Annotated in this window: 21 protein-coding genes and 2 tRNA genes; 16 read left to right on the top strand and 7 right to left on the bottom strand. The window is 50.0% G+C overall.

Annotated elements, in window-relative coordinates:
• Positions 1-78: 78 nt before the first annotated feature.
• Positions 79-1530: a tetratricopeptide repeat protein gene (locus CCC32_RS02750; RefSeq protein WP_287072152.1), complete on the top strand. Its 1452-nt coding sequence runs from the start codon at positions 79-81 to the stop codon at positions 1528-1530.
• A gap of 799 nt (positions 1531-2329) precedes the next feature.
• On the opposite strand, the gene fdxA is transcribed toward CCC32_RS02750, so the two are convergent.
• Positions 2330-2500 (bottom strand): 4Fe-4S ferredoxin, encoded by a 171-nt coding sequence (gene fdxA, locus CCC32_RS02745; protein WP_022316305.1) that lies wholly within the window; start codon positions 2498-2500, stop codon positions 2330-2332.
• A 360-nt stretch (positions 2501-2860) separates the two neighbouring features.
• On the opposite strand from fdxA, the gene porT reads away from it, so the two are divergent.
• Both porT and CCC32_RS02735 read left to right on the top strand, forming a co-directional pair.
• On the top strand, positions 2861-3622 hold the full coding sequence (gene porT, locus CCC32_RS02740) for a type IX secretion/gliding motility protein PorT/SprT (RefSeq protein ID WP_082026279.1): 762 nt from the start codon (positions 2861-2863) through the stop codon (positions 3620-3622).
• Positions 3623-3945: 323 nt separating this feature from the next.
• A complete protein-coding gene (locus tag CCC32_RS02735; protein ID WP_022316303.1) occupies positions 3946-6150 on the top strand; it encodes a sodium-translocating pyrophosphatase in 2205 nt (734 codons plus the stop codon).
• 146 nt (positions 6151-6296) lie between these two features.
• Here the strand turns inward: CCC32_RS02735 and CCC32_RS02730 are convergent, their stop codons facing one another.
• Entirely contained in the window at positions 6297-7109 is an 813-nt protein-coding gene (locus tag CCC32_RS02730; RefSeq protein ID WP_287072184.1) for an MBL fold metallo-hydrolase, read from the bottom strand.
• Positions 7110-7309: 200 nt separating this feature from the next.
• A tRNA-Lys gene (locus CCC32_RS02725) sits at positions 7310-7382 on the bottom strand.
• 276 nt (positions 7383-7658) lie between these two features.
• Between CCC32_RS02725 and CCC32_RS02720 the strand changes: the two genes are divergently transcribed.
• Together CCC32_RS02720 and CCC32_RS02715 are read left to right on the top strand one after the other, a co-directional pair.
• A complete protein-coding gene (locus tag CCC32_RS02720; protein WP_287072148.1) occupies positions 7659-8681 on the top strand; it encodes a porin in 1023 nt (340 codons plus the stop codon).
• A gap of 120 nt (positions 8682-8801) precedes the next feature.
• The gene (locus tag CCC32_RS02715) at positions 8802-9953 is read left to right on the top strand and encodes a CD0519/CD1768 family membrane protein (protein WP_287072145.1); all 1152 of its coding nucleotides are present in this window, start codon (positions 8802-8804) and stop codon (positions 9951-9953) included.
• Positions 9954-10098: 145 nt separating this feature from the next.
• Here the strand turns inward: CCC32_RS02715 and CCC32_RS02710 are convergent, their stop codons facing one another.
• Positions 10099-11244 carry an AI-2E family transporter gene (locus CCC32_RS02710; protein WP_287072143.1) on the bottom strand — a complete coding sequence of 382 codons (1146 nt, stop codon included), beginning with the start codon at positions 11242-11244 and terminating at the stop codon, positions 10099-10101.
• A gap of 111 nt (positions 11245-11355) precedes the next feature.
• Positions 11356-11949 (bottom strand): thymidine kinase, encoded by a 594-nt coding sequence (locus tag CCC32_RS02705; protein WP_042520147.1) that lies wholly within the window; start codon positions 11947-11949, stop codon positions 11356-11358.
• 94 nt (positions 11950-12043) lie between these two features.
• Between CCC32_RS02705 and rsmI the strand changes: the two genes are divergently transcribed.
• From rsmI to CCC32_RS02670, 7 genes are all read left to right on the top strand, one after another.
• Positions 12044-12805 carry a 16S rRNA (cytidine(1402)-2'-O)-methyltransferase gene (gene rsmI, locus CCC32_RS02700; protein WP_044065766.1) on the top strand — a complete coding sequence of 254 codons (762 nt, stop codon included), beginning with the start codon at positions 12044-12046 and terminating at the stop codon, positions 12803-12805.
• Positions 12806-12877: 72 nt separating this feature from the next.
• On the top strand, positions 12878-13726 hold the full coding sequence (locus tag CCC32_RS02695; protein WP_022316296.1) for a Cbp1 family collagen-binding glycoprotein adhesin: 849 nt from the start codon (positions 12878-12880) through the stop codon (positions 13724-13726).
• Between the two features lie 666 nt (positions 13727-14392).
• A complete protein-coding gene (locus tag CCC32_RS02690; protein WP_022316295.1) occupies positions 14393-14944 on the top strand; it encodes a C40 family peptidase in 552 nt (183 codons plus the stop codon).
• A gap of 25 nt (positions 14945-14969) precedes the next feature.
• Positions 14970-16121 (top strand): CapA family protein, encoded by a 1152-nt coding sequence (locus tag CCC32_RS02685; RefSeq protein WP_287072136.1) that lies wholly within the window; start codon positions 14970-14972, stop codon positions 16119-16121.
• A gap of 111 nt (positions 16122-16232) precedes the next feature.
• The gene (locus CCC32_RS02680) at positions 16233-16997 is read left to right on the top strand and encodes a 5'-nucleotidase C-terminal domain-containing protein (RefSeq protein WP_287072134.1); all 765 of its coding nucleotides are present in this window, start codon (positions 16233-16235) and stop codon (positions 16995-16997) included.
• Positions 16998-17040: 43 nt separating this feature from the next.
• On the top strand, positions 17041-17853 hold the full coding sequence (locus tag CCC32_RS02675; RefSeq protein ID WP_287072182.1) for a bifunctional metallophosphatase/5'-nucleotidase: 813 nt from the start codon (positions 17041-17043) through the stop codon (positions 17851-17853).
• A gap of 41 nt (positions 17854-17894) precedes the next feature.
• The gene (locus CCC32_RS02670; protein ID WP_287072132.1) at positions 17895-21155 is read left to right on the top strand and encodes an endo-beta-N-acetylglucosaminidase; all 3261 of its coding nucleotides are present in this window, start codon (positions 17895-17897) and stop codon (positions 21153-21155) included.
• 678 nt (positions 21156-21833) lie between these two features.
• On the opposite strand, the gene CCC32_RS02665 is transcribed toward CCC32_RS02670, so the two are convergent.
• Positions 21834-21907: transfer RNA gene (locus CCC32_RS02665), tRNA-Met, on the bottom strand.
• A 218-nt stretch (positions 21908-22125) separates the two neighbouring features.
• Here CCC32_RS02665 and CCC32_RS02660 point away from each other — a divergent pair.
• The 4 genes from CCC32_RS02660 (at position 22126) to CCC32_RS02645 (ending at position 24729) form a co-directional block, all read left to right on the top strand.
• Positions 22126-22527, top strand: coding sequence for an START-like domain-containing protein (locus CCC32_RS02660; RefSeq protein ID WP_022316290.1), 402 nt, complete (start codon positions 22126-22128; stop codon positions 22525-22527).
• A gap of 732 nt (positions 22528-23259) precedes the next feature.
• Complete coding sequence (locus tag CCC32_RS02655; RefSeq protein ID WP_044066191.1) at positions 23260-23805, top strand: RNA polymerase sigma factor; 546 nt, start codon at positions 23260-23262, stop codon at positions 23803-23805.
• A 14-nt stretch (positions 23806-23819) separates the two neighbouring features.
• Positions 23820-24164 (top strand): hypothetical protein, encoded by a 345-nt coding sequence (locus CCC32_RS02650; protein ID WP_287072127.1) that lies wholly within the window; start codon positions 23820-23822, stop codon positions 24162-24164.
• A 118-nt stretch (positions 24165-24282) separates the two neighbouring features.
• The gene (locus CCC32_RS02645; RefSeq protein ID WP_044075428.1) at positions 24283-24729 is read left to right on the top strand and encodes a hypothetical protein; all 447 of its coding nucleotides are present in this window, start codon (positions 24283-24285) and stop codon (positions 24727-24729) included.
• Between the two features lie 201 nt (positions 24730-24930).
• Here the strand turns inward: CCC32_RS02645 and CCC32_RS02640 are convergent, their stop codons facing one another.
• Positions 24931-26373 carry a lipopolysaccharide biosynthesis protein gene (locus CCC32_RS02640; protein WP_287072124.1) on the bottom strand — a complete coding sequence of 481 codons (1443 nt, stop codon included), beginning with the start codon at positions 26371-26373 and terminating at the stop codon, positions 24931-24933.
• Positions 26374-26396 lie beyond the last annotated feature (23 nt).

The raw sequence follows: 26396 nt of genomic DNA, 5'->3' as shown, positions 1-26396 counted from the left end.
AGTATCTTTGCATACGCAAAAAAAAGAGACTAATAGAAAAGAACGATCATCAATCACTATCTTAAAAACAAGAGAATTATGAAAGCAATAAAATATCTATTCATGGGAGCGCTGATGACAGTATTCAGCGGCTCTGCTATGGCACAGACAAGCGTCAAGGACGCTGTTAACGCCATCAAGACCAACAAGGACAAGGCTGCTGTGGCATCTATCGTGAAGGCAGCGGTGAAAGAGAACAAGAAAGACGCCAAGGCTCTTGCAGCCATCGGTCGTGCTTATCTCGACGTAAAGGACACAGCCAACACCCGCAAATACGGCGAGATGGCTGTTGAGTTGACAAACAAGGCAAAGACCGGCAAGGTGGGCGACGGTTTCGTGCTCCTCGGCGACTTGGCTTACTTCAACGATGACCCAGGCGCTGCTGCTGCCATGTATCAGAACGCTTACTATGCTGAGCCAAACAACATCAGCGCTTACGTGAAATATGCCCGCGTTATGCGTGGTGTGTCTCCAGACATGGCTGTAGAGCAGCTGGAGAAGGTTCGCACACTCGATGCGAACTTCCCTGTTGACGCTGAAGCAGCCCACATCTACTATGAGGCTGCAAAGAAGAACGGCAAGTATATGCAGAAGGTGCTCGACTACTATAGCAAGGTGACACCTGCCAAGCTCTACGACCACGAGCCAAGCTACCTTACAGAGTATGCACTAGCTGCATTCGCAAACCAGAAGAATGATGTTTCAAAGGAACTCGCCGTTTACGGTCTTTCAAAGAACCCACGCAACTCCGGCTACAACCGTCTGGCTCTCTACAACTCTTTCGAGCTGAAGCAGTATGACGAGGCTGCAAAGTATGTTGACGCCCTGTTCAACAAGAGCGACTCTGTAGACCTCACAGCAAACGACTACAAATACGCCGGACTGACATACAGCGCTCTGAAGCAGTATGACACAGCCATCGAATACTACAACAAGCAGCTTGCTGAATGCAAAGAAAACGCTCAGAAGGCAGCAGTCATCAAGGACCTCTCTGACGCTTACAAGGCAAAGGGTGACTTCGCAAAGTCTTTGGAACTCTATGAGCAGTATCTCACTCTTAACCCAAATGTAGGCATCAACGACTACAACGGTCTTGCCAACATCTACCGCAACCAGGCTGCCAGCCAGACTGGAGCTGCCCAGGAGGCATCTGTGAAGAAGGCTGTTGAGATCTACAACCAGATGAGCGAGAAATATCCAAGCAATGCTGACTTCTGCAACTTCATGGCAGCACGTACTCTCGGTCTTATCGACGCTAATCAGACAAAGGGTCTGGCAAGACCTTACTACGACAAGCTCGCCAAGCTGATTGAGGAGAAGGGTGTGAAGGACGATTCTGACAAGGCTCGCATAACTGAGGCTTACACATACCTCGGCATCTACTTCTACAAGATCAAGAACGACAGCGCTGCTGCCAAGCCATTCTTCGAGAAGCTGATCCAGATCGACCCGGAGAACCCGACAGCAAAGCAGGTTCTCGCTACATACTAAGAAACGGATTTCTCATAAATAAAATCTAATGATTAAACCCCAGACGGTAATTATATCGTTTGGGGTTTAATTTTCTTTATCTATTCAAAAAAAATGAGAAGTACGCTTGCTCAAATGGGGCAAGGTGCTTGCCCATGTGGGGCACTGTGCTTGCCCAAGTGGGGCACGCTGCTTGCCCCTAATGGGCACAAACATTGCCTGAACAGTGCCCAAATGATTTATGGAATGAATACTTAAGTAAAGGAGTGAAACAATTAGCGTCATAACAGACTCCTTTCGGTTGAAAAGGCATGATACTTCAATGATAAATCAATGCTTTTGAACCGATAAAAATCTCCGCCTTTGCGTTGAAAAGGCATGATACTTAAATGATACTTAAATGACACTTTTCTGTAAAACATTCAGAAAAGTATCATTTAACCAAGTCGTTGGTCTACAGCATCTTAGGGTATTCATTAGAGTCCGGAATGATACTATGACACTATTTCTGAGGAAAAACCATATACACCAGCATAGCGATACGCTACAACAAAAGACTACACAAGCCGAAGTATAGGTGCAAAATGTATAGACAAGTGGTGTAAAGCTACGTATTACAACAATACGACAGGTGACCAGTTTATTTGCCTAAATGATATTGGTGGAAAAGGAATCGGATATATGTAAAGTATATATCATTCCAAAGAGGAATGAACAGTAAACGCAATAAAAAAAGAGCCTCCCCGAAGGAAAGCTCTGATTTTCTAAAACTTAATAATATATGAGATTGTCATCCCATAAGTTCTGAAGGAACTCCGTATTACTCACCAAGGCTGATAGCCTCAGATGGGCAAACAGAAGCACATGTACCGCACTCTGTGCATGCATCTGCGTCGATAGAATACTTGTCGCCCTCAGAGATAGCACCTACTGGGCACTCGTCAATACATGTACCGCATGCGATACAATCGTCACCAATTACGTAAGCCATAATAATTTATATTTTAAAGTTAATAATGTTCTTGTACTGTTTTTCTCGTACGATGCAAAGTTAGATATTTTATTTTAAATACCTAATATTTGGTACGGTTTTTTTTGCTTTCGAGTAAAAAATATCAGTTTCGACGTTCCTCAACTCCTGTTTCACATATTATTAAGTATATAATGAACCAGGGAGATAATCATTTGTGGGTATTGCAAAGAAGAAGGGAGAAATCAGGAAATGAAAAAATCAGTAAGGAACAGGATTATGGCATATAAAGTATTTTTAAGCCATAACCAAACATTGATGCCTCCCGAAATGCAATAAGACGCCAAATTCTACGTTATCAGTAAATAAAAACGATAACCGATGAAGACAATTACAAGACATATACTGATTCTGTTCGCCTTGCTGATGGGCTGCACGGCTATGAAAGCGCAAGACACACAGGTGCAGAATCGTCCGTATACCGATTTGCGACCGTTCCACTTCGGTGTGATGGTGGGAACACACCTGCAGGATCTGGAGTTCGTGGGCATGGGACCGCAGACGATAACGACAGACGACGGCACGGTGGAGAAGATAATCACCACCGACCAGGACAAGTGGGACGCCGGATTCACAGTAGGTGTGCTCGGTGAGCTGCGCCTTGGCACACACTTCGCCTTCCGCCTCGCTCCGGCAATGTATTTCGGAACAAGGAACATCAAATTCATGAACCTGACGGACAAGACCGGCGAAGGAAAGAACGTGATGCAGAACCAGGAGCTGAAGACCATCTATATCTCTTCTGCCATGGACCTCATCTTCAGCGCACCACGCTTCAACAACCACCGCCCGTATCTCATGGCGGGAGTGAACCCTATGCTGAACCTCTCAGGCAGCGACAGCGACTATATCAAGCTGAAACGCTACGACGTGTTTCTGGAAGTGGGACTGGGCTGCGATCTCTACCTGCCCTTCTTCAAGCTGCGACCTGAACTGAAATTCTGCTACGGACTGACCAACTGTCTCGACACAGACCACCCGAAACGGTTCAAAGACCCGAGCATGGCAGACCGCTTCATGTATGCAAATTCAGTGAAAGAATGCCGGAGCAAAATCATCGCCCTGACATTCTACTTTGAATAAACGGAAACGAACAAATATCATGAACAGACTTCCCTTTGTGATTACCAGACATGACAAGGCAATCACAAAGGGAAGTTCAGTTATATGCAATCATCAATAAACTCCAAGCGGACTGACGTCATCACAATACCGTCTAAATGCAATCAAGATATTGCAAAAAGAGACAAAAGTGACATTAATCAAAGAGAAAACAGAAAAAAAGTAATTCAGAAGTTCAACTTATTTGATATTTTCATATATTTGCAACCATAAACCCAAATCAGTCTTCAGGGCTTACTTGGGCTTTGATTTTTCAAGCAGTCAAACTTAAATATCAAATGCTTATGAACAACATTCCATTAGTTTTCTGGCTGATTCCCGTAGCAAGCATCGTGGCATTGGGAATGGCATGGTATTTCTTCCGCACCATGATGAAAGAGGAAGAGGGAACCGACCGTATGAAGGAGATTGCAGCACACGTGAGAAAGGGTGCGATGGCATATCTCAAACAGCAATACAAGGTGGTGGGCATAGTATTCATAGTGCTTGCCATAATATTCTCATTCATGGCATACGTGCTCGAAGTGCAGAACCCATGGGTGCCGTTCGCATTCCTTACCGGCGGACTGTTCTCCGGACTCTCCGGATTCTTCGGCATGAAGACCGCCACATACGCCTCTGCACGCACAGCCAACGGAGCACGCACAGGACTGGACAAGGGACTGAAGACTGCATTCCGCAGCGGCGCCGTGATGGGACTCGTAGTCGTGGGCCTCGGACTCCTCGACATCGCCATCTGGTTTCTGGTTCTCAACGCTGTATATGCCGATGAGAAGACTGCCCTGATAACCATTACCACCACAATGCTCACATTCGGAATGGGAGCCTCAACACAGGCGCTCTTCGCACGTGTGGGCGGCGGAATTTACACCAAGGCAGCCGACGTGGGAGCCGACCTCGTGGGAAAAGTGGAAGCCAACATACCGGAGGATGACCCCCGCAACCCTGCCACCATCGCCGACAACGTGGGCGACAACGTGGGCGACGTGGCTGGAATGGGAGCCGACCTCTATGAGAGCTATTGCGGATCTATACTCTCCACTGCTGCTCTCGGCGCCACGGCATTCGCCATGAACGGCGACATGCAGCTGAAGGCTGTCATAGCTCCGATGATAATCGCGGCGATAGGCATCTTCCTCTCGCTGATCGGAATCTTCCTGGTGCGCACCAAAGAGGGCGCATCGATGAAAGACCTGCTTCATTCGCTCGGTCTCGGCACTAACGTCAGTGCCGTGCTCATCGCCATCGCCACATTCTTCATCCTCTATCTGCTGGGAATTGAAAACTGGCTCGGACTGTCGTTCTCGGTAATCAGCGGTCTGGCAGCGGGAGTAATCATCGGACAGGCTACAGAATATTACACATCACAGAGCTACAAGCCTACACAGAAAATTGCAGAGGCATCGCAGACAGGACCTGCCACGGTAATCATCAAGGGCATCGGTACGGGAATGATATCAACGATGGTGCCAGTGGTGACCATCTCCGTGGCTATCATGCTCAGCTACCTGTGTGCCAACGGTTTCGACATGTCGCTATCAGCCAAGAGTCTCAGCACCGGTCTCTATGGCATCGGCATCGCTGCCGTGGGAATGCTCTCCACACTCGGCATCACATTGGCTACCGATGCCTACGGCCCTATCGCCGACAATGCCGGCGGCAACGCCGAGATGAGCGGACTGGGCGAGGCTGTGCGTGAGCGCACCGACGCTCTCGACGCTCTCGGCAACACCACAGCGGCAACGGGAAAGGGATTCGCCATCGGTTCGGCGGCGCTAACGGCGCTTGCATTGCTTGCCTCCTATATAGAGGAGATAAAGATTGCCATGGTGAGAGCCTTCGAGGGCGGCAAGCAATATGTGGATGCGGCAGGAAACATCTTCGACCCTACAAACGCTTCTACGATAGACTTCATAAACTTCTTCCAGGTGAACCTCATCAACCCGAGAGTGCTCGTGGGAGCATTTCTCGGAGCCATGGCGGCATTCCTCTTCTGCGGACTCACGATGGGTGCCGTGGGACGTGCTGCAGAATCGATGGTACAGGAGGTGCGCCGACAGTTCCGCGAGATAAAGGGAATACTTGAAGGCAAGGCTACACCAGACTACGGACGCTGCGTGGAGATAAGCACGAGGAGCGCACAGCGGGAGATGATAATCCCGTCGCTGCTCGCCATAGTGATACCGATAGTGGTTGGCTTGGTGTTAGGAGTTGCCGGTGTGCTCGGATTGCTGACCGGCGGACTGGCAGCAGGTTTCACTCTCGCCGTGTTCATGTCGAATTCGGGCGGAGCATGGGACAATGCCAAGAAGATGATTGAGGAAGGACACTTCGGCGGCAAAGGCAGCGAGAACCACAAGTCCACCATCGTTGGCGACACCGTGGGCGACCCATTCAAAGACACTTCCGGTCCGTCGCTCAACATCCTCATCAAACTGATGTCGATGGTCAGCATCGTGATGGCAGGACTGACGATTGCTTTCCTGTAAATACAAATCGGCAACACGGTCTGAATTATCCTCCCTAAAAAATACCAACATGCCCCGCCATGACAATCTCTATGTCGCGGCGGGGCATGTCGTAAATATATAATTTATGTCGTAAATCTATCCTTCATGTCGTAAAAGACAATCCTTTAGAGCTTTATCACTTCAAGATCGTCGGGAACGAACACGTTGCCAGAGAAATTCTCTTTCACTTCTTCGGTATAGCGTTCCTTACGATGAGCGAGGTCGGTGTCTTCAGTGTGATATACAATAAGATTCCTGACACCGGTCTTCTCTGCCATTGTTCCGGCATCGAGTGCGGTACTGTGGAATTTCTCGTATGGACGGAAGCGCTCCCTGTCGGCATACAGACAGAAAGCCTCACACATCATCCAGTCGGCACCGGCGGCATGTTGCAGCGTCTGCTCCGAACAAGGTTCGTCGCCCATACACACCAGTCTTTCGCCATTGCCGAAGCGCAGGGAGAATCCATATTGCGGTTCCTTCTTGGAGTGGATGTCGAAACATTTCACATCCATCGTGCCCACCTGGAATCCGTCTCCGTCGGCAAGGCGGTGGAACAATATCTCCGAACCTATGAGAGCGTTGTATTTCTTGTGCAGGGTCATTCCGCAGATGGCGGTTATCACATCCACCACCTTGCCGTTGCCATACACGTGGAGCACCCCGTCGTAGCGCTTTTCAAGCACATGCTGCATTATCACTCTCACCACCCATACCACTCCGAGCACGTGGTCGGTATGGGCATGTGTAACGAAGAGGTGATGGATATCATCGATGGCGACTCCAGCCTTGGACAACTGTCCCAGGATACCGTTTCCGCCACCGGCATCAACCATCAGCCTGTCGCTCCCCGACTCCACCACGAAACAGGTGTTGTAGCAGCGAGACACCGTGGCGCTACCCGTGCCGAGCATGATTATTCTGTTTTCTTTTTCCATATACTCTTTCCCGTTTGCCAGCCTGTTGCTGTCGTTGCCTGCAACCGAAACATTAATATCTCTTGTTGTTTCCATGTGTCTTCCTTCTTTCATCAGCATCACAAGACATCATGATGCTATAAATAAAAAAACTATGATACTACAAATACTACGATACTACAGGGCACAAAAAAAGGAGGTTCTGAAGACCTCCCTTTGTGTGATCCGCTTGGGGTTCGAACCCAAGACCCCAACATTAAAAGTGTTGTGCTCTACCAACTGAGCTAGCGGATCTCCGTATTTGCTTTATTATCAAAAGCGAGTGCAAAGGTATGACTTTTCTGTCAAACAACCAAATATTTTAATGATTTTTTTATTCTGACGTATTTTCTTGCTATATCGTTTGGAATATTTTTCCTTTTATTATACATTTGCAACTTCATACGGGAGAAACACAATGTTCTTACGAGAAAGACACAATATTCTTAGAAGGAAAATACGATGTTCTTGTGACAGGAACACAATATTTTCTTGCGGGAAACACACCATGATAAAACTATAAATTAAAATATGAGACATTTTCCTTTATTGGCAATCGCTGCCCTATGCGCATTGCCAACACAGGCGCAGGAAACTGCACCGAAACTGAAAATCGGAGCCGAGACAAAGGTGGGCTTCTACAACGACAGGGTTGGCGGCGAACTGAGGCATGACCACTCTGGATTCAAAGGCGACCAGCTGAACGTCTTCGTTGACGGACAAATCAACGAAAAGGTTTCTTTCGCCTTCAGACAGCGACTGAACAAGAAAATCGAAAGAAACGACATTTTCCAGGCAACAGACTGGATGTATGTAACCTATCAGGCGAACAAGAACTGGGGAGTTTCTGCCGGTAAGGAGATAGTATGGATAGGTGGATACGAATATGAGAAAGCTCCTATCGACATCTATACGGCATCTGAATTCTGGAACAACGTGACTTGCTTCAAATTCGGTGTAAACGCTGCATATACCTCTAACAGTGGCAAAGACACCTTCTTCGCACAGTTCTGCGAGAGCTCTTTTGCCACCGCCGACAGACACGACATGTTTGCCTACAACCTCTATTGGACCGGCACTCACGGCATCTGGAGCACCACCTATTCTCTCAACATGATGGAATACGAACCGAGCAAATTCATTTCATACATAGCATTGGGCAACCGATTCAATATGGGACCAGTGACGCTGGAACTGGATTTGATGAACCGTGCTGCCAGCCATCAGACATATTTCTTCAAAGACTGCTCTGTGATGGCAAACCTGATATACGGCGTGAATCCCATGCTGAACATCTACGGCAAAGTGACCTACGACGTGAACAAGACTGACACCGATGCCGACAAATACGTGATGGCCGGCTCGGAGCTGACCACGGTGAGCGGCGGACTGGAGTTCTTCCCTGTAAAGAACAAGAAGAACTTCAGAGTGAACCTCGGTGTGGCACACACCAGCGGAAAGAACACAAACCCTGACGGCACGATGCTCAACGACAGACTGACTATTCAGGCTGGCGTATCGGCAAAGATCGACCTGTTCAAAATGGGTTATTGATAATGTCATGGCAACAGCGCATCTGCCAACAATGGCAGATGATGCAATGCCCGGACGACAAAAAACCAAGAAAACCTATTCAGAATAAATCCAATACCTAAGACATCAACAAAAAGGAATATGGAAAACAAAACCAAGAAAAGAAGTCTGCTGCCAAATGGCTGCTTGTGCGTCCTCATCGTAGTGGCGCTGTTCGGATATCTGGGCTATGTGATGGGAGTTCCCAACATGCTCAACACTATAATGAAGACCGCCCACGACCTGCTGATCAACACAGTGTTCTATCTCATGAGCATCTGCGTGATAACGGGAGCCTTGGGCAGGGTATTCGTGGAGTTCGGCGTGGTGAGCCTGCTTGAGAAGCTATTGCGCCCGCTGATGAAACCGGTGTTCAATCTCCCCGGTGTGTCATCGCTGGGAGCCGTGATGACGTTCCTCTCTGACAACCCCGCCATCATATCACTTGCCAACGACAAGAGATTCGGCTCGTTCTTCAAGAAATACCAGTATATTTCCCTAACCAACTTTGGAACGGCATTCGGTATGGGTCTTCTGGTGATGGTGTTCATGGTGGGCAACGGATTCTATGCTGCACCATTCATCGGTCTCTTCGGAGCCTGCTGCGGATGTGTCTGCTCCACCCGTCTCATGCAGCGTTTCATACTGAAGGCTTTCCCTCAGTATGCCCATGAGAATGCCGTTGAAATAGAAGAGGAGGAAATGACTGCCGAAGAGAGCGACAAACCGAAGAAGTCTGTCTTCATCCGTCTGCTCGACGGTCTGCTCGACGGTGGACGAAGCGGAGTGGATGTGGGTATTGCCATCATCCCCGGTGTGCTCATCATCTCTACGTTCGTGATGATGTTCACCTTCGGCGAAGGTGCCAACGGATACGACGGTTCGGCATATCAGGGTGTGGAACTGCTTCCAGCCCTTGCCTATAAGATAAACTTCGTGTTTGAATGGCTCTTCGGATTCAACGACCCACATCTCGTGGCATTCCCTATCACCGCTCTCGGAGCTGTAGGCGCTGCATTGAGCCTGGTGCCAGGTTTCATTGAGCACGGATGGGTAGATGGCAACGCCATTGCGGTATTCACGGCAATCGGTATGTGCTGGAGCGGATTCTTGAGCACCCACACTGCGATGCTCGACTCTCTGGGCTATCGCGACTTGACTCCAAAGGCTATCATCGCCCACACCATCGGCGGTTTGGTGGCAGCCGTCTGCGCCCACCTGGTGTATATGGGATATACCTTGATATTCGCATGATAATCCCATACACCCTGATATTCGTCTGACAATCATCTGATATCATTGGTCCCCAGAAACGACAAAAGCCTGCAAGCAGTATTTCATCGACTGCATGCAGGCTTCTGTCGTTTCTTTAATACCGTTGTATTATGACAAAGGTATTTTAATTATCTTTGGGGGTTGCAGCAGCAGTGGCTGCGCCATCCGCGACTTCTGTGGATTCGGCATCGGCATGTTCTGCCGCCTTGTCTTTTGTGACATATCGCTGATAGTAGGCTATCAATATCGTTGTCAGCGGCAGGGCTATGATAAGTCCGATGAATCCGAGCAGCGTGCCCCACACAGAGAGGGCGAGGAGCAGGATGGCGGGATTCAGTCCCATCGCCTTTCCCATCACCTTCGGCGTCACCACCATGTCTATTATCACCTGCACGATGCAGAACACCGCCACGGCACTCACCAGTATCACCCAGAAGTTCTGTCCTGTGTCGGCAGCCTTGAGCAATGCGAGGAATGCCGTTGGAATCAGGGCAAAGGTATGCAGATATGGCACGAGGTCCATGATGCCTATAAGTATTCCCAGACCGATAGCCATCGGGAAGTCGATTATCGTGAAACCTATGCAGAAGAGTATTCCCATTATCAGTGCCACGAGCGACTGTCCACGGATATAGCTGTTCAGCTCGCGCTCCACGTCTTTCATCAGCGACTGCCAGAACGGGCGCACCTTCTTGGGGAATATCTTTATCCAGCTCGATGAGAGGTACTCATAGTCGAGCAGGATGAAGAACATATAAAGTAGCGTTATCAGCGACGCCACGATGCTCAATATCACGTTTGCCGTCTGGCCGAGCACGCTGAAAAGTTTCGGCATCGCCGACTTGATGGCGTCTGACACGTCTTTGCGTTTGAACACCTGTTCTATCGCCTGTCTGTTGTCATGCAACCACTGCTGCACCACAGCCTGGAAACTCTCGCCGTTGGTACCCTGCTTGACATATTGCATCACGATGTCGCCGAGTTTCTCAAACTGGTCTATCATCGGCGGAATGATGAGATAGAACACTCCACCGATGACGGCAAGCACGAACACCAGCGCCACGATAATGGACAGGGCTCGGGTGGGCACATGCAGCTTATACTGCACGAACTTCACTATCGGATACATCAGATATGCCAGCAGCCAAGCCACGAAGAATGGCAGGAGCACGCTGCTCAGGAAATTCATCGTATATAACACGCCGCCCACAAGAAGCACGATACCGAGTATTCGCACAAAGCGGTCGAAAGTAATCTCTTTCTCCAACATAAGCTTTTATACTTTTTTTTATTATTACAAGTCACACCATTGTTTTATATCCGGCGAGCTACACCTTAATTTATGCAACTGGCCCGACACCACCATGCGTCCTGCCCAAAATCAGCGTCCCTGCAGCTCGTTGTCATTCACGATGCGCTGGTAACACTCCCTGCAAAGCGGTTCATATTCCATCTGCTCGCCCAGGAGCACACGCTTATCGTTTGCCACGAGCCGATGGCTGATATATGCCAACGCTCCGCATTTCACACAGATGGCATGCACCTTGGTCACCTCGTCGGCAATGGCACAAAGGGCGGGCATCGGACCGAAAGGCTTGCCCTGGAAGTCCATGTCGAGCCCTGCCACGATGACTCTCACGCCACGGTTGGCAAGGTCGTTGCACACGTCCACCACTCCATCGTCGAGAAACTGTGCCTCGTCGATACCCACCACATCGATGTCCGACGAGAGCAAGGCGATTGTAGACGATGAGTCTATCGGTGTGCTCGGTATCGAATGCTGGTCATGGCTCACCACATCCACATCGGAATAGCGGGTGTCGAGCGACGGCTTGAAAATCTCCACTTTCTGCTTGGCAAACTTGGCCCTTTTCATTCTCCTTATCAGCTCCTCTGTCTTTCCGGAAAACATAGAGCCGCACACCACTTCTATCCTTCCGGGGCGGTGTGTCTCCCCTGCTAAATTATTGTTCATTTGAGCACAAAAGTACAAAGACGTTTTAAAAATTGCAAAGAAACTATCAGTTTTTTTGCTCCTCCTGATTAATATCCTTATATTTGTGGCTCATATGGGAACATTGTATATCGTGCCGACGCCTGTCGGCAATATGGAGGACATGACGCTTCGCGCCATCCGCATCCTGAAGGAGGCCGACCTGGTGCTTGCCGAGGATACCCGCACATCGGGCATCCTGCTGAAGCATTTTGAGATAAAGAACCAGCTTATGGCACACCACAAGTTCAACGAACACGGCACATCTGCCGGCATCGTGGAGCGGTTGAAGGGTGGACAGACTGTAGCCCTCATCAGCGACGCCGGCACTCCCGGCATCAGCGACCCTGGCTTCTATCTCGCCAGAGAGGCTGTGGCTGCCGGCATCACGGTGCAGTGTCTGCCTGGCGCAACGGCATTCGTGCCGGCGATAGTGGCATCGGGACTTCCCTGCGACCGTTTCTGCTTCGAGGGTTTCCTGCCTCAGAAGAAGGGACGCGCCACTCGTCTGGAGAGCCTCACCGAGGAGTCGCGCACGATGATTTTCTATGAGTCGCCATACCGTGTGGTGAAGACGCTCAAGCAGTTTGCCGAATATTTCGGCGGTGACCGACAGGTGAGCGCCTGCCGCGAGATTTCAAAGATACACGAAGAGAGCGTCAGAGGCACCCTCGACGAGGTGATAGCACATTTCGAGGAGATTCCGCCGAAGGGCGAATTCGTAATCGTGCTCGCCGGAAGGCCGGAGGAGAAGAAGGACAAGAAGGAGAACAGGCAGAAGAAGGAAAGGAGAGGCAACCGACCTGCCCCTGCCGAAGACGAAGAACAAGGAGAATAAAAGGTAACCCCAATATAACTTTAGAAAAAGTTAAACAACAAGAAAAGTAAAAGAACGGAAAATAAGATACTCATGAAAAAGATTCTATTTATCGTGTTCTGCCTGGCGACGATAGTTGCCTGCAAGAACGAGAAGGCAACGGGCGAACTGTCTAACATAGTACAGAACGACTCACTTCAGAAAATCATCGCCCAGCGCGACCAGGAGATAAACGACATGGTGGGAATGCTCAACGACGTTGAAGAGGGATTCCGCGCCATCAACAAGGCTGAAGAGCGTGTCACCATAGCCAAAGAGGGCGAGGGACAGAACAAGCAGGAGCAGATAAAAGAAAACATCCAGTTCATACAGCAGCGCATGCAGCAGAACCGCGAGCTCATCGCCAAACTGCAGCAGCAGATGAGAGAGAGCTCTTTCAAGAGTAGCGAACTGAAACGCACCGTTGACAATCTCATAAAGCAGATGGAGGAAAAGGACGAACAGCTGAAGCAGCTGCGTGCCGAACTTGCCGCCAAAGACATACACATCGCCGAGCTTGACCAGACCATCAGCGACCTGAACACGAACATGAGCGATCTCAAGACGGAGAGCGAACAGAAGACCCAGACCATCAATTCGCAGGACAAGCAGCTCAACACGGCATGGTTTGCCTTCGGTACGAAGAAGGAACTCAAGGCGCAGAACATCCTCGTGAAGGGCAAGGTGCTGCAGGGCAACTTCAACAAGAGCTACTTCACCAAGATAGATATCCGCGTGGAGAAGGAAATCAAACTGTATTCCAAATCGGCAAAAATCCTCACCATGCACCCATCGAGCAGCTACTCGCTCACCACAGATGCCAAAGACCAGTATGTTTTGCGCATCACGAACCCTGACATATTCTGGAGCACAAGCAAGTATCTCGTAATCCAGGTGAAATAATACTGACTGCCCACAACGGGACAACAGACTGAAAAAAATACCGGCAAGAGGTTGGACCTGCGGACTCCGCGGTTCTACCTCTTGTCTTTTTTATATAATACTGGCAAAAGCGGAACTCGGAACGGCAAAAGTTCTCAAACGGCCTTTTACATAAACACTTCTGCCCGCCAATCATAAACTGAAAATACAATGTGTATAAGCGTTGATGCACTCTGATTTAACCACGAAAATCAAAGAAACCTTTACCGCCGCTGCAATATTTGTTAATCAATCGTTGTTAACGAATATTAAAAGAAAAACTTAAAGTAAAAACTGCACGACATAAAGCTAAATCGCTAAAAATCAGTGGCTAAGAAATTTTCACAACATTGCGACCCCTTGAAGGCATGGGCTTGAAAAGATGTAAAAGGCATTGTGAAGTCGCTTTTTTTTATTATCTTTGTACCGCAAACTAATTAAAATGGCTGCCGAAAGTCAACAGGGAGAAGGATAATGTCGTTTATTGTCATCCCGATTCCAAGCCCGGCAGGCCAGAACCTAATGCGCTTAATGAACCATCGTCACACCCAAGAGTGAACCCACATGAAACATGTATGGGTATGGTCTTCTTTTGTGTCTGCCTGGAAACAGGCAAGATGACGGCGCATAAAAAAACGGAAACGGAATATGAACATTAAAAAAAGCATCAAGATTGCTCTCGCAGCATTGTTCGTGGCTGTCACACCGACATTCGCACAGCTGCCAGACAACGATAACGACCAGACAGACGAAATCGACAACTATGACTTCCTGTATTCGGAAGACGGCAATGTGGACAACTACGACGTTGCTTCAATGGAAAACCTCATGGACGAGGCATTCTCGCTCATCGGCACACGCTATCGCTCAGGAGCATCGGGTCCCGGCGGCTTCGACTGCTCGGGATTCACAAGCTATCTCTACAAGCAGATGGGAATAGAGCTCAACCGTTCTTCTCGCGGACAATACACCCAGGGCGAGGCTGTGGCAAGCAGCAATCTGCAGACCGGAGACCTCGTGTTCTTCACCAGTCCCCGTTCCGGCAAGGGTATCGGCCACGTGGGAATCGTGGTTGACTACGACCCGATGAACGGCAACTTCAGTTTCATCCACGCCAGCATAAAGGGCGTGAAGGTGAGCCAGAGCACAGAGCCTTACTACTCTCGCCGCTATGTGGGCGCAAGAAGGATTACTCAATAACACACGTATACTATAAAAATCTCTTATGAAAGCATTAGCTTCATTGATGATAATTGCAGGGATATCCATCGCCTGCACTTCAACGGGCACCGAGCGCAAAGGCTCTGTGCCCGTTGGCGTTTCCGACACTATAGCAGCCAAGGCTCCTGCCGACAAGGGAAAGCAGGCACCTGCGGCAAGTATGACATCTGACAGAAGAGCCAAGGGCGGCACACTGAACCTTGCCTTCGTGGGCGACATAATGCCGGGCACTACATTCCCCGACAGCCGTCTGCCGGAGAAAGACGGCGCCACGCTCTTCAAGGATGTGGACAGCATCCTGACAGCTGCCGACGTGGCGGCAGGAAATATGGAGGGCGCCCTCGCCGATGAGGGGGAGACGACGAAGAAGGGTGGCAAATTCAGCTACTCCTTCCGTGTGCCAACCCGCTACGGCAAACTGATTGCCGATGCCGGTTTCGACTTCATGAGCATGGCGAACAACCATGCCTTCGATTTCGGTCTCGACGGCGTGAAATCCACCGAGGCCACTCTCCATTCCAACGGCATAGCATATTCGGGCATCGGCGGAAGAAAGGAAAGTGCGATAGTGGAACGCAACGGCATCAGATACGGATTCTGCGCCTTCGGCCACAACTCTTACACACTGAAGCATGCCGACCAGGAGAACGTGAAGAGGATTATCGGCAATCTCAGAGAGAAAGCCGACATCGTGATAGTGTCGTTCCACGGCGGAGCGGAGGGTACGGCACACAAACACTTGCCACAGGGCAAGGAGATGTTCCTCGGAGAGAACCGCGGCGACCTGAGAAACTTCGCCCACTTCTGCATAGACAACGGTGCTGACGTGGTGTATGGCCACGGACCGCATGTGGTGAGGGCTGTGGAACTATACAAGAATCATTTCATAGCATACAGTCTTGGCAATTTCTGCACTCCATACGGCGTGAACATCAGCGGCATATCGGGTTATGCTCCGGTGCTGCAGCTCACCGTCAACGCAGCCGACGGCACTTTCGTCGGCGGAAAGATAAACTCTTTCATCCAGCAACGCGGCAAGGGTCCGCGTCACGACCCTCTGAACCTTGTGGCGAAAGAGATACGGAGTCTGACGAATGCTGACTTCAGCAATCCGAAGCTCACTATTGCCAACGACGGCACGATAAGCAAAAGATAATACTAATTAATGGCATTTCGGTTGGAAATGCCATTTTATATTTTTATCTTTGCAAAGATAAGATATGCTGCACCTCAGCATAAGACAAAGAAGACACAAAAATATATAAGTATGAACAAACAGTTATCAATTATATTTGTCGCGGCGGCTACGATGCTTTCTGCCTCTTGCGTCTCCCATTATGAGATGCAGAACGTGGACAGGAGCCGCATCCTGATCGACAGCAGATACGACAAGGCTGACGCCAAGTCGGAAGCCTTCATAGCTCCATTCAGAGCTCAAGTGGACAGCGTGATGGGTCCGGTGGTAGGCAAGACGGCAAAGGCTCTTGAGAGCTACCAGCCGGAGAGTCCGTTGTCTAACCTCCTTTCCGACATACTGCTCTGGAGCGGAAAGGACTTCGGCGAGAAGCCAGACTTCGCAGTATACAACGTTGGCGGAATACGTGCGGCTTTCCCAAAAGGAAACATCACGTATGGCGATGTGCTCGATGTGGCACCGTTTGAAAACAAGCTCTGCTTCTGTTCGCTGACTGGCGAGAAGGTAACGGAACTCTTCCAGCAGATGGCTGGATGGGGCGGCCAGGGCGTGAGCCAAGGTGTGGCGGCAGTAATGGACAAGGACCTGCATCTGCTGAGCCTGAAGATAAACGGCGAGGAGGTGGACCCTAAACGTGTATACCGCATCGCCACTCTCGACTATGTGGCTGAGGGCAACGACAGGATGGTAGCTTTCAAGAGCAAGACCGACGTGAAGAATCCTGGCGGCAAAAAGAACAACGTGCGCGACCTCATCATCAGATATTTCAAGGAAGCCTCGGCAAAGGGCATCGTAATCGACGCCAATGTAGAGGGAAGATTCGTAAGAAACAAATAACCACGACACTATGAACTACAAGAAGATATTCCTTATCGCCTTGATGTGCGCCACGATCAGTTGCGCATCGGCGAAGATAAAGAAGCTGGTGATTCTCCACACAAACGACACCCACAGTTGTGTAATGCCTCTGAAGACCACTCTTAAAGACACTCTCGTGGCAGGACGCGGCGGATTCCTGCGCCGTCTGGAGATGGTAAAGGAGCAAAGGGCTGCCAATCCGCAGCTGCTGCTGTTCGACAGCGGTGACTTTTCACAGGGTTCGCCATACTATTCCATGTTCCGCGGCGATGTGGAGATTGGTCTCATGAACATGATGGGCTATGATGCCGCTACCATCGGAAACCACGAATTCGACTTCGGCATCGAAAACATGGCGCGCATCTTCAAGATGGCGGAATTCCCCATCGTATGTGCCAACTATGACTTCAGCGGCACTTGTCTGGAGGGTATCGTGAAGCCTTACACCATCATAAAGAGAGGCGGAATGAAAATCGGAGTGTTCGGCCTGGCGCCGGAACTCTACGGACTGGTGTCGGCAAAGAACTGTCCGGGAGTGAAATACCTCGACCCTGTGGAGAAGGCGCAGCAGACTGCCGACTATCTGAAGCTGAAGGAGAAATGCGACATCGTGATATGTCTCTCGCATCTGGGATGGAACGAAGACGCCATGAACGACAAGGTGATGATGGCAAAGACACGCAACATCGACCTCGTGCTCGGCGGACACTCTCACTCCATGTTCAAAGAGCTGAGATATGCCAAGAACCTCGACGGCAAGAGCATCGGCAACGACCAGAACGGCAAGAGCGGCATCTACGTGGGCAAACTGGTCATCGACATGAAGAAGAAGTGACAAGTCTGTAAACTTGTGAAACGGCAATAATTTATTTACACATGAAGAACACCATCACCACTATCGCCGTTGCCCTCATAACATGTATGACGGCAACGGCACAACGCACTCCAAAACACGACTTCGACTTTGAGAAGGTGACTGTGGGAGGAGAGAAGAAAGAGATAAACTGGAAGGACCTTTACAGATTCTTCGACTCCTGGCAGCCGGGCACCCCACCCTGCGGTCTGTCAAGAATCGATGACGAGTTCTTCATCTCGCGCCAGCGTCCGCTCAAGCGCATCACCGACGGCGACTATCAGGTTAGAAACGATGTGGAGGCTGAGCGCAGAATGTTCCTGTGGACACCGCTCGACGACCCCACGACGAAATGGAAGGCTCTGCCCCGCTACTGTTTTGAGGGCGACAACTTCTCTATGTGGCAGTATATCGACACCCACGGCAACTGGTCTGCACCATGGCTGAGAGTGTCGGCTGGCATCAGCGATGCGGCGGCTAAGAATGGTGTCACGGTGGGATGCGTGCTCTCGGTGCCTTGGGATGCCGAAGTAGGCGACACCGTGAAGGCGGACTATTCGCAGACGCTGATGAAACTGGCGGAGAGAAACACCGACGGTTCGTTCAGAAACTCGCTGAAACTTGCCCGTCTGATGAAATACTACGGCATCAACGCCCTGGGAGTGAACTCGGAATTCAATACCGACAAGGCAACGATGATGCGGCTGCAGGATTTCTTCATCGACGTCCACCGCAAGGCGAAGGACATTGGATGGACATTCGAACTGCAATGGTATGATGTGACCGACGACAATGGAGAACTGTCGCTCGACTGCGGACTCGGCGAACAGAACAAGAGGATGTTCGGCACGAAAGACAGCATCGCCACAGACCGCCTTTTTGCCAACTACAACTGGACGGACGACATTCTGAAGGCGTCGGCAAAATACGCTCGGTCGCTGGGCAGAAGTCCTTACGACTATTATGCAGGATTCGACATTCAGGGACGTGCCTGGAACAACAAGCATTGGCAGGACCTCGTGAACAACGACATATCGGTGGGCGTATGGGGAGCACACTCGCAGAACCTACTTCACCAGAGCGCTACCGACGACGGCACGGCTGACGTCATCATCCAGAAGGCGTATCTACTGAAACAGGAACTGTCGTTCTCCGGCGGCTACCGCAACCCTGCCCTGCTGCCGGAGGTACGTACAGACTGCTCACTGTCTAACGCTGACCTCAGAACCTTCCACGGACTTGCCCGTCTGCTGACGGCAAAGTCAACGATACAGCAGGTGCCGTTTGTCACCCGTTTCAATCTGGGCAACGGACTGCACTACTACAAGGACGGAAAGGTGGCTTTCGACTCCAAATGGTATAACCTCAACACACAGGACTACCTGCCGACATGGCGCTTCTGGATAACCGACGAGAATGACCGGACTACGGCAGAGAACATCGGCTCGTTTGTAAATGCCGAACTGTCGTGGGACGACAGCTACACCGGAGGCTCGTGTCTGCAGCTGCATGGAGCGACGAAGTTCTCACGCATAAAACTCTTCAAGACAAAGCTGCTGACGCAGCCTTCTTATGAACTGTCGCTGACATACAAGATGCCGAAAGGCAAGGACACACACGCCAGACTCTTCGTGGCGCTCAAAGGCAACACGTCGGAATACAAGGAGATAGCGCTGCCTGCAGCAAAAAGGGAGAACACATGGACCACATTCAAGACGCCTCTGAAAAAGCTGGGACTGAAAGCCGGCGACGAGGTAGCCATGATGGGCATCGTGGTGGAAGGCACGGGCGACGACTATGTGATGAACATCGGCGAGATGGCTGTCCGCAACCCCAGACAGCGGTTCAACACCGTGAAGCCATGGATAAAGGAAATAGAGGTGATGCGGGGATGGAACCACACCGTGGACTTCAAGATGCGCTATGCCTCCAAGGAGGAAAAGGGCGACGAGAAGACATACAACGACGAGGTGGACACCTGGTATTACGAGATATACTTCCAGCAGAAAGGCAGACCGCAGCAGCTGCTCACCGCCACGGAATCATGGGCGGCATACGTGATCGGCGCTCCGCTGGCTGAAGGATGCAAGAGGGAATGCCGATTCGGCGTGCGTGCCGTGTCGCCGGACGGACAGCAGGGCTCTGACATAGCATGGAGCAACTACAGGGTGATTGAATACAACGCCCTGAACAGCACACCGGCCATCGACCGCGACAGGATAAAGCCGGGAGAGGCGTTCACCATATATTATAAGGACAACATGATGCCGCCGGCAAAGGAATGGAGAATCATCGACGCTCTGACGGACAAGGTGATAGCGAAGGCGGAGAACTCCACTACCATCACCACGAGTATAGACAAGGATGGAATCTACGACTTGATGACTATCAACGGCGACGGATCGCAGACGATGACACGAGGACTGGTGAAGGTGTCGCCTCTCTCCTCCACATCGAAGGCGCTCAAGCTCAACGACCCGTATATGCTGACAATTCCTGCCGAGGCGTTGCCTGGACTGGAATATTCGGTGGCTCTATGGGTGAAGGCTGACGACTGGACGCATGACAAGCAGGGAACAAACATCGTGTCGAAGAATTCAATAGCCGACAAATGGCCGTTCAACAACTGGGGCGACCTGTGGGTGCAGGTTTGTCCGCCATGGACCGACGAGAAGAGCGGCAAGAACCATCCTGCCAACGAAATTATGTATCGCACGATGGGCTGCGGCGGCGACATCGAAGGTCACGGCGACATGACGACAGACGGATACAGCATCCCGGCAGGCGTGTGGACACACATCATGGTGACGCAAGACAAGGAGAAGGTGCAGAGGGTGTATATAAACGGAAGGCTCGTGGCCGGTCCGCTGCAGATGCCGGAATCGACACGTCGCGAACTGATGCCTGCCGACAACAAGAGGATAGACCACAACGCCGTGGCTGACATCCGCATCGGCGGAAGCGGTGTATATAAGGCAGGCCTCAACGGTGCCATCGACGATGTGCAGATATGGAACAGAGCGCTGACCGCCGAGGAGGTGTTGCGATGCATGAGGGGGTTCACCGACAAAGAGGTGCCGGAGGGTCTTTCTGCCTACTTCACTTTCGAGGAATCCGACGCCGACGGTGTATTCCCTAACCACGGCAAGACTCCTGGCTGTCATGCTCGCATCATGAGGATGGCCGACTCTGGAGGCGAATACACAGGAAAGGCGAAATATGTGGACCGCAACGGCGAAACGCACATAAAGAGTCAAGTCTCAACAAGCGACCGTCCGCTGTAAAAATCAACTTAACCCCAAACAGTCTAATGACCGTTTGGGGTTTAACCCAAATCGGTCGTTAGGGCTTGCTTGGATTTTGATTTTTAGAAGAGTGGATTTTGGTTGGCTTTTAATGAGTAATAGCAAGCTATTGCGAATTAAAAACGGACAAAAGACGCCTTATAAAAAGCAAAAGACTGCAAGCAGTTATAAAATATCACATTTAACGGCCTAATGACCGTTTTGGGTTTAACCCAAATCGGTCGTTAGGGCTTGCTTGGATTTTGATTTTTAGAAGAGTGGATTTTGGTTGGCTTTTAATGAGTAATAGCAAGCTATTGCGAATTAAAAACGGACAAAAGACGCCTTATAAAAAGCAAAAGACTGCAAGCAGTTATAAAATATCACATTTAACGGCCTAATGACCGTTTTGGGTTTAATATGTTTTATAACTGCTTGTATCCCCACCGGAAGCTGGGGACACACTCGCTAATATCACCGTAAAAAGTATTGAAAAGAGGAAAAACAAAAAAATCATCAGACCATCTGGTTTTCACACGTAACGACCTGAGTCTCTGACTGTTAAGCATCTGAAATTATAAGAAACCATCTGGATGGTTCAGTCAGCGGCATCTTCGACCGCCGAAAAATAAAAAAGGATGTACCAAACATCAAGTTCAGATACATCCTTAAGACTTGTAGCGGGACCCAGGATTGAACTGGGGACCTCATGATTATGAATCATGCGCTCTAACCAGCTGAGCTATCCCGCCATCATTTCTTTTTTGCGAGTGCAAAGGTAAGACTTTTTATTTAAACCACCAAAATATTTTCAAGAAAATCTTTCAATACAATGTTTTTTTGTATTTTTGCCCCAAAATAGAACATAAAACTGAAGATATGCCCCAATCGGACGCTACTAACTGTTGTCAAGGCATCAGAATCTACGACCGACGGGGTCAACACACTGGCACAGAATATCTATTTATCTATGGACGACATGAAAAGAATCTATCTGGAGTATGAACTCAACGCTACATCACCAAGTGCGGTATGGCCCATTATCAGCGAAGCTACCGGACTGGAACGATGGATGGCTGACGAGGTGGAGCGGGAAGGCGACAAGCTGACATTCACATGGGGGACATCGTATATGAACAAAGACACGAAGACGGCAACCATAGTGAAGGAAAAGGCAGAGAAGTTCATCCGCTTCAAATGGGACGACGACACCAATCCCGACGCCTACTGCGAACTGAGGATTGAGGTTGGCGAGATTACCAACGACTGTATCCTGGCGATTACAGACTATGCCGACGACGGCGACACGGAAAGTCTGAAGGACATCTGGGACGAAAACGTGCAGATGCTTCACCAGAACACGGGAATCTGACACCCCAAACCACCTCCTGCAGAATATATACTCCGCGGACACACATCTTTTATATTTACCTTTGTATACAATATACGAAGGTATATAGAATACGCACCGATATACTCCCGGAGCCCAAGAGGACTCCACCTCCTAAAAAACAACATTGGCAAGGACAACAAAAGTTCAGGAATTGGGCACGCTGCTTGCCCAACTGGGGCAACGTGCTTACCCATCATGGGCAACGTGCTTGCCCCTGTTGGGCAGATTTGCTGTCAGAATGATGCCCCAAAAGTGAATGTTGTAATACCCATATTCCTGTTTTCTGGATCCTGCCAACGCATGCAATTCCTGTAGTCTGAATTCCTCACATCTGACAATTACTTTGACCTGACGATTCCTCACGCCTGACAATTCCTTTCATCCGAGCAAACCATCCAGACAATTGGCTGACAATTGCAAGACAGTCAACCGTCTGTTTATCAGAAGACTACAACAAAAAACCAGACAATCTGACAGTTTTTGAGCAATTCTCGTTTTTACTAAGAATCAGCGACATTAGCAGCTTTTACTCATATCGATCACCTTCCGCCAACGGGTAAAAAAACGCAAACAGTAATAATTTAATTACCATTCGGGATTAAACATTCCACAAGTCTGTGCGTCCTATAAACAGAAAGCCGACAAACAATACGGCAGACAAGCATCATATAGTTTATAACAACAAAACATCACTACAGGCAACAAGGCAAGATGAATATCGACAACAACGAAATAACGAGGACCATAGCCCAAGACAAGGAAAAGGGGTTCCGACTGCTGATGGCGAAATTCAGTGAGCCGCTATACTGGCACATCCGCCGTCTGGTGGTGAGTCATGATGATGCACAGGACGTCGAACAGGAGACGTTTATCAAAGCATACCGTTCCATCGACAGACTCGACAACAAGGATGCCCTGACGGCATGGATATACCGCATCGCCACGCGTCAGGCACTGACATTGCTGGAACGGAACAAGAAGACAACACTGATGAGCGAAGCGCTCGGCGAACAGGATGCCATGGCAGATATGACTGCCGACAGCTACGTTGACTTCTCCGACCTCGAGGCCGTAAGGCTGCAAAAGGCGATACTCTCGCTGCCACGCAAGCAGCAGCTGGCATTCAACCTGAGATACTACGACGAGATGGACTACGACCAGATAGCCCAAGTGGCGGAGACGACTGCCACGACGGCGAGAGTGAACTACCATCTGGCTAAGGAAAAGATAATAAGATATATGCAACAAGAACTCTAAAAGGAATTTGAGATATGGAAAAGAACTTTGATTTCAAGACCGTAGGAAAGAGAATGCCCTACGTCATGCCGGAAGGATTCCTTGCGGATATGGAAAACAGGGTGATGGAGAGCTTGGAGGCGAAGACCGCCTCAAGAGGCAAGTGCCGCATCTACAATCTGTTCCGCAGCATGGTGGCAGCGGCAGCAGTGGCAACACTCTTCATAGTATGCCACAGCGCACTACAGCCCAGAAACATGAATGTATATTCTGATCTGGACCAGGCGTTCGACAATCTGAGCTACGATGACCAGCAGCTCATGATCGACGCCTACGACAACGACGTATTCCTGTCGGACACATATAATTCAAACCTATAGATAGCGCTATAACATAAAAAATAACAAACCGAAGTTCCGGATGTCTACGAATGTTGCCGGCAGACGAATCGACAAATGACAAGAAGGAACTTCAAAATCTAAAAGAAAGGAAAAAAATATGAAGACAACAAGAACGATAATCCTGACGCTGATGCTGGTGTTCACAGCCTTCGGCACACAGGCACAGAATGCAAAGCAGCGTATGTCGAGAGAGCAGATGGCGGAAACGCAGGCCAAGCACATCGCTGCCGACCTGAACCTCACGGGCAAGACCTACGACCGCTTTGTGGAGACATACGAGAACTACAAGAAGGAGTTATGGCAGACCGTACCCAAGTGCCGCAAGAAGAACTGCCGCAACAGCGAGACTGAAGAGCAGGCTGCCGAGAAAATGCGCAAGCGCTTCGAGAGAAGCCAGAAGGTGCTCGACATCAGGAACAAATACTATCAGGAGTTCAGCAAATTCCTCACTCAGAAGCAGATAGAGCAGATGTATGAGAAGGAGCGCAAGATGATGAAGAGACTGAGCGAGCGCCGCAGGGCAAACCACGGCAAAAGGAGATGACAGCAAGTTTACAACGGCCTAATGACCGTTTGGGGGTGAACGGCCTAATGACCGTCTTCGGGGTAAAATAAAGCAATAAGAACAAGCGATTTTATATAGAATAAGTGTTGGTTTTTTTCTGGAGGTTGGCATCCGTGAGGATGTCAGCCTCTCGTTTTTTTTCATCGGTCATCAGAACTTGTGCGGACTTCGTCGGGGAGCTTATTTCTTCTTCCTTACAAACCGCAGACACTCGTTGAGAATCTCCACCTTTGCAATCTTCATTATGGCGAGATAGAGAAGCGAGGCGATGACGATGCGGGAGAGAAGGAGGAGGGCAAGGTTAGGAATACAGCGTGTGGCGAAATGGGTCACCACCATCACCGCCGCTGCCGAAAGCATGAACGGCATGGTGTCGGCAAGTACTTCAGCGATGCGGATGCCGATAAGGCGATGCGCCTGCCACTGCCACACGGCAAGCCACAACACGGTGAAGATGGTGTATGCCACCACCATGACATATATGCCATAGCTGCAAGTGAGCAGTATCAACAATATCTGCATCACAATCTGTGCGATGTTGCACCACATGTATATGTCTGACCGTCCGCCACTGATGGCGAGCTGCTGGTACATGGTGTTGAACGAGAAGAAGGCACCACCCACACACAGCACCTGGAGCAACGGAATGCAGTCGGTCCATTTCTCCCCTATCGTGAGCAATATGAACTCATTGGAGACGAGCGACAGTCCGAACATGGCAGGGAAAGACAGGAACGCCGTGAAGCGCATCAGCTTGCGGAACACCCGTTTCTCCCTCTCGCTGTCGTCGGCAATCTGCGCCAGCACGGGCTGTGCCACCTGGTCTATGGTTCCGGATATCGTGCTGTATGCCATGGTATTCCATTTATTTGCCTGGGTGAAGTTTCCCACTGCCGCCATCGGGAACTTATGTCCGATGATGAAGGTGAGGACATTGCCGTTGATGGTGTTTACGATAGAGGTGATGAGAATCTTGACGCTGAACGAGAACATCCGCCTTATCGGACTGAAGTCGATATGGAATGTGGGGTGCCATTTGCGGAAGGTGTAGTAGTAGCGGCAGATGTTCTGTATGAAGACGAAGAGCACCGACTGCCATGCAAGGCTCCAGTATGCCATGCCATTGCATGCCATCACCACTCCGCAGATGCCTGAGAGGGAGAGGGCGATGAGTCCTGTCATGGTGCGCTCCTTTGCCATGATGTTCTTGAACATATAGGCGTGGTGGGCGATGCCGAACGACGACAGGAAGAAGGCGAGAAACACGAAGCGCGACAGCTTGGTGAGCACCGGCGAATGGAAATACCAGGCTATGAGCGGTGCCGAGAAGAAGAGGATGACGTAGAGGATGGAACTGGCGATGATATTGAACCAGAACACGGCATTGTAGTCGTTTGCCGTTGGATTTTTGATATTCGTGAGCCCCTGGGTGAAACCGCTGCTCTGCAGATTGCCGGCAATGAGAGTGAAGATGGTGAGCACGCCCACCACGCCGTAGTCGCCAGGCGAGAGCTGCTTGGCAAGCACGATGCCGAACACGAGGTTAAGCATCTGTATCGTACCACTGTTTACCGCTCCCCAAAAGAGCCCCTTGGCTGTCTTCTCCTTCAATGATTCCGTCATCGTTTCGCTGTTTCTTTTCGTTG

It is taken from the genome of Prevotella sp. LMAG:51, from assembly GCF_008680225.1.
GTDB classification, from domain to species: domain Bacteria; phylum Bacteroidota; class Bacteroidia; order Bacteroidales; family Bacteroidaceae; genus Prevotella; species Prevotella pectinovora.
Note: the sequence above shows the minus strand (reverse complement) of the source record. Positions and strands in the feature narration are given on the sequence as shown.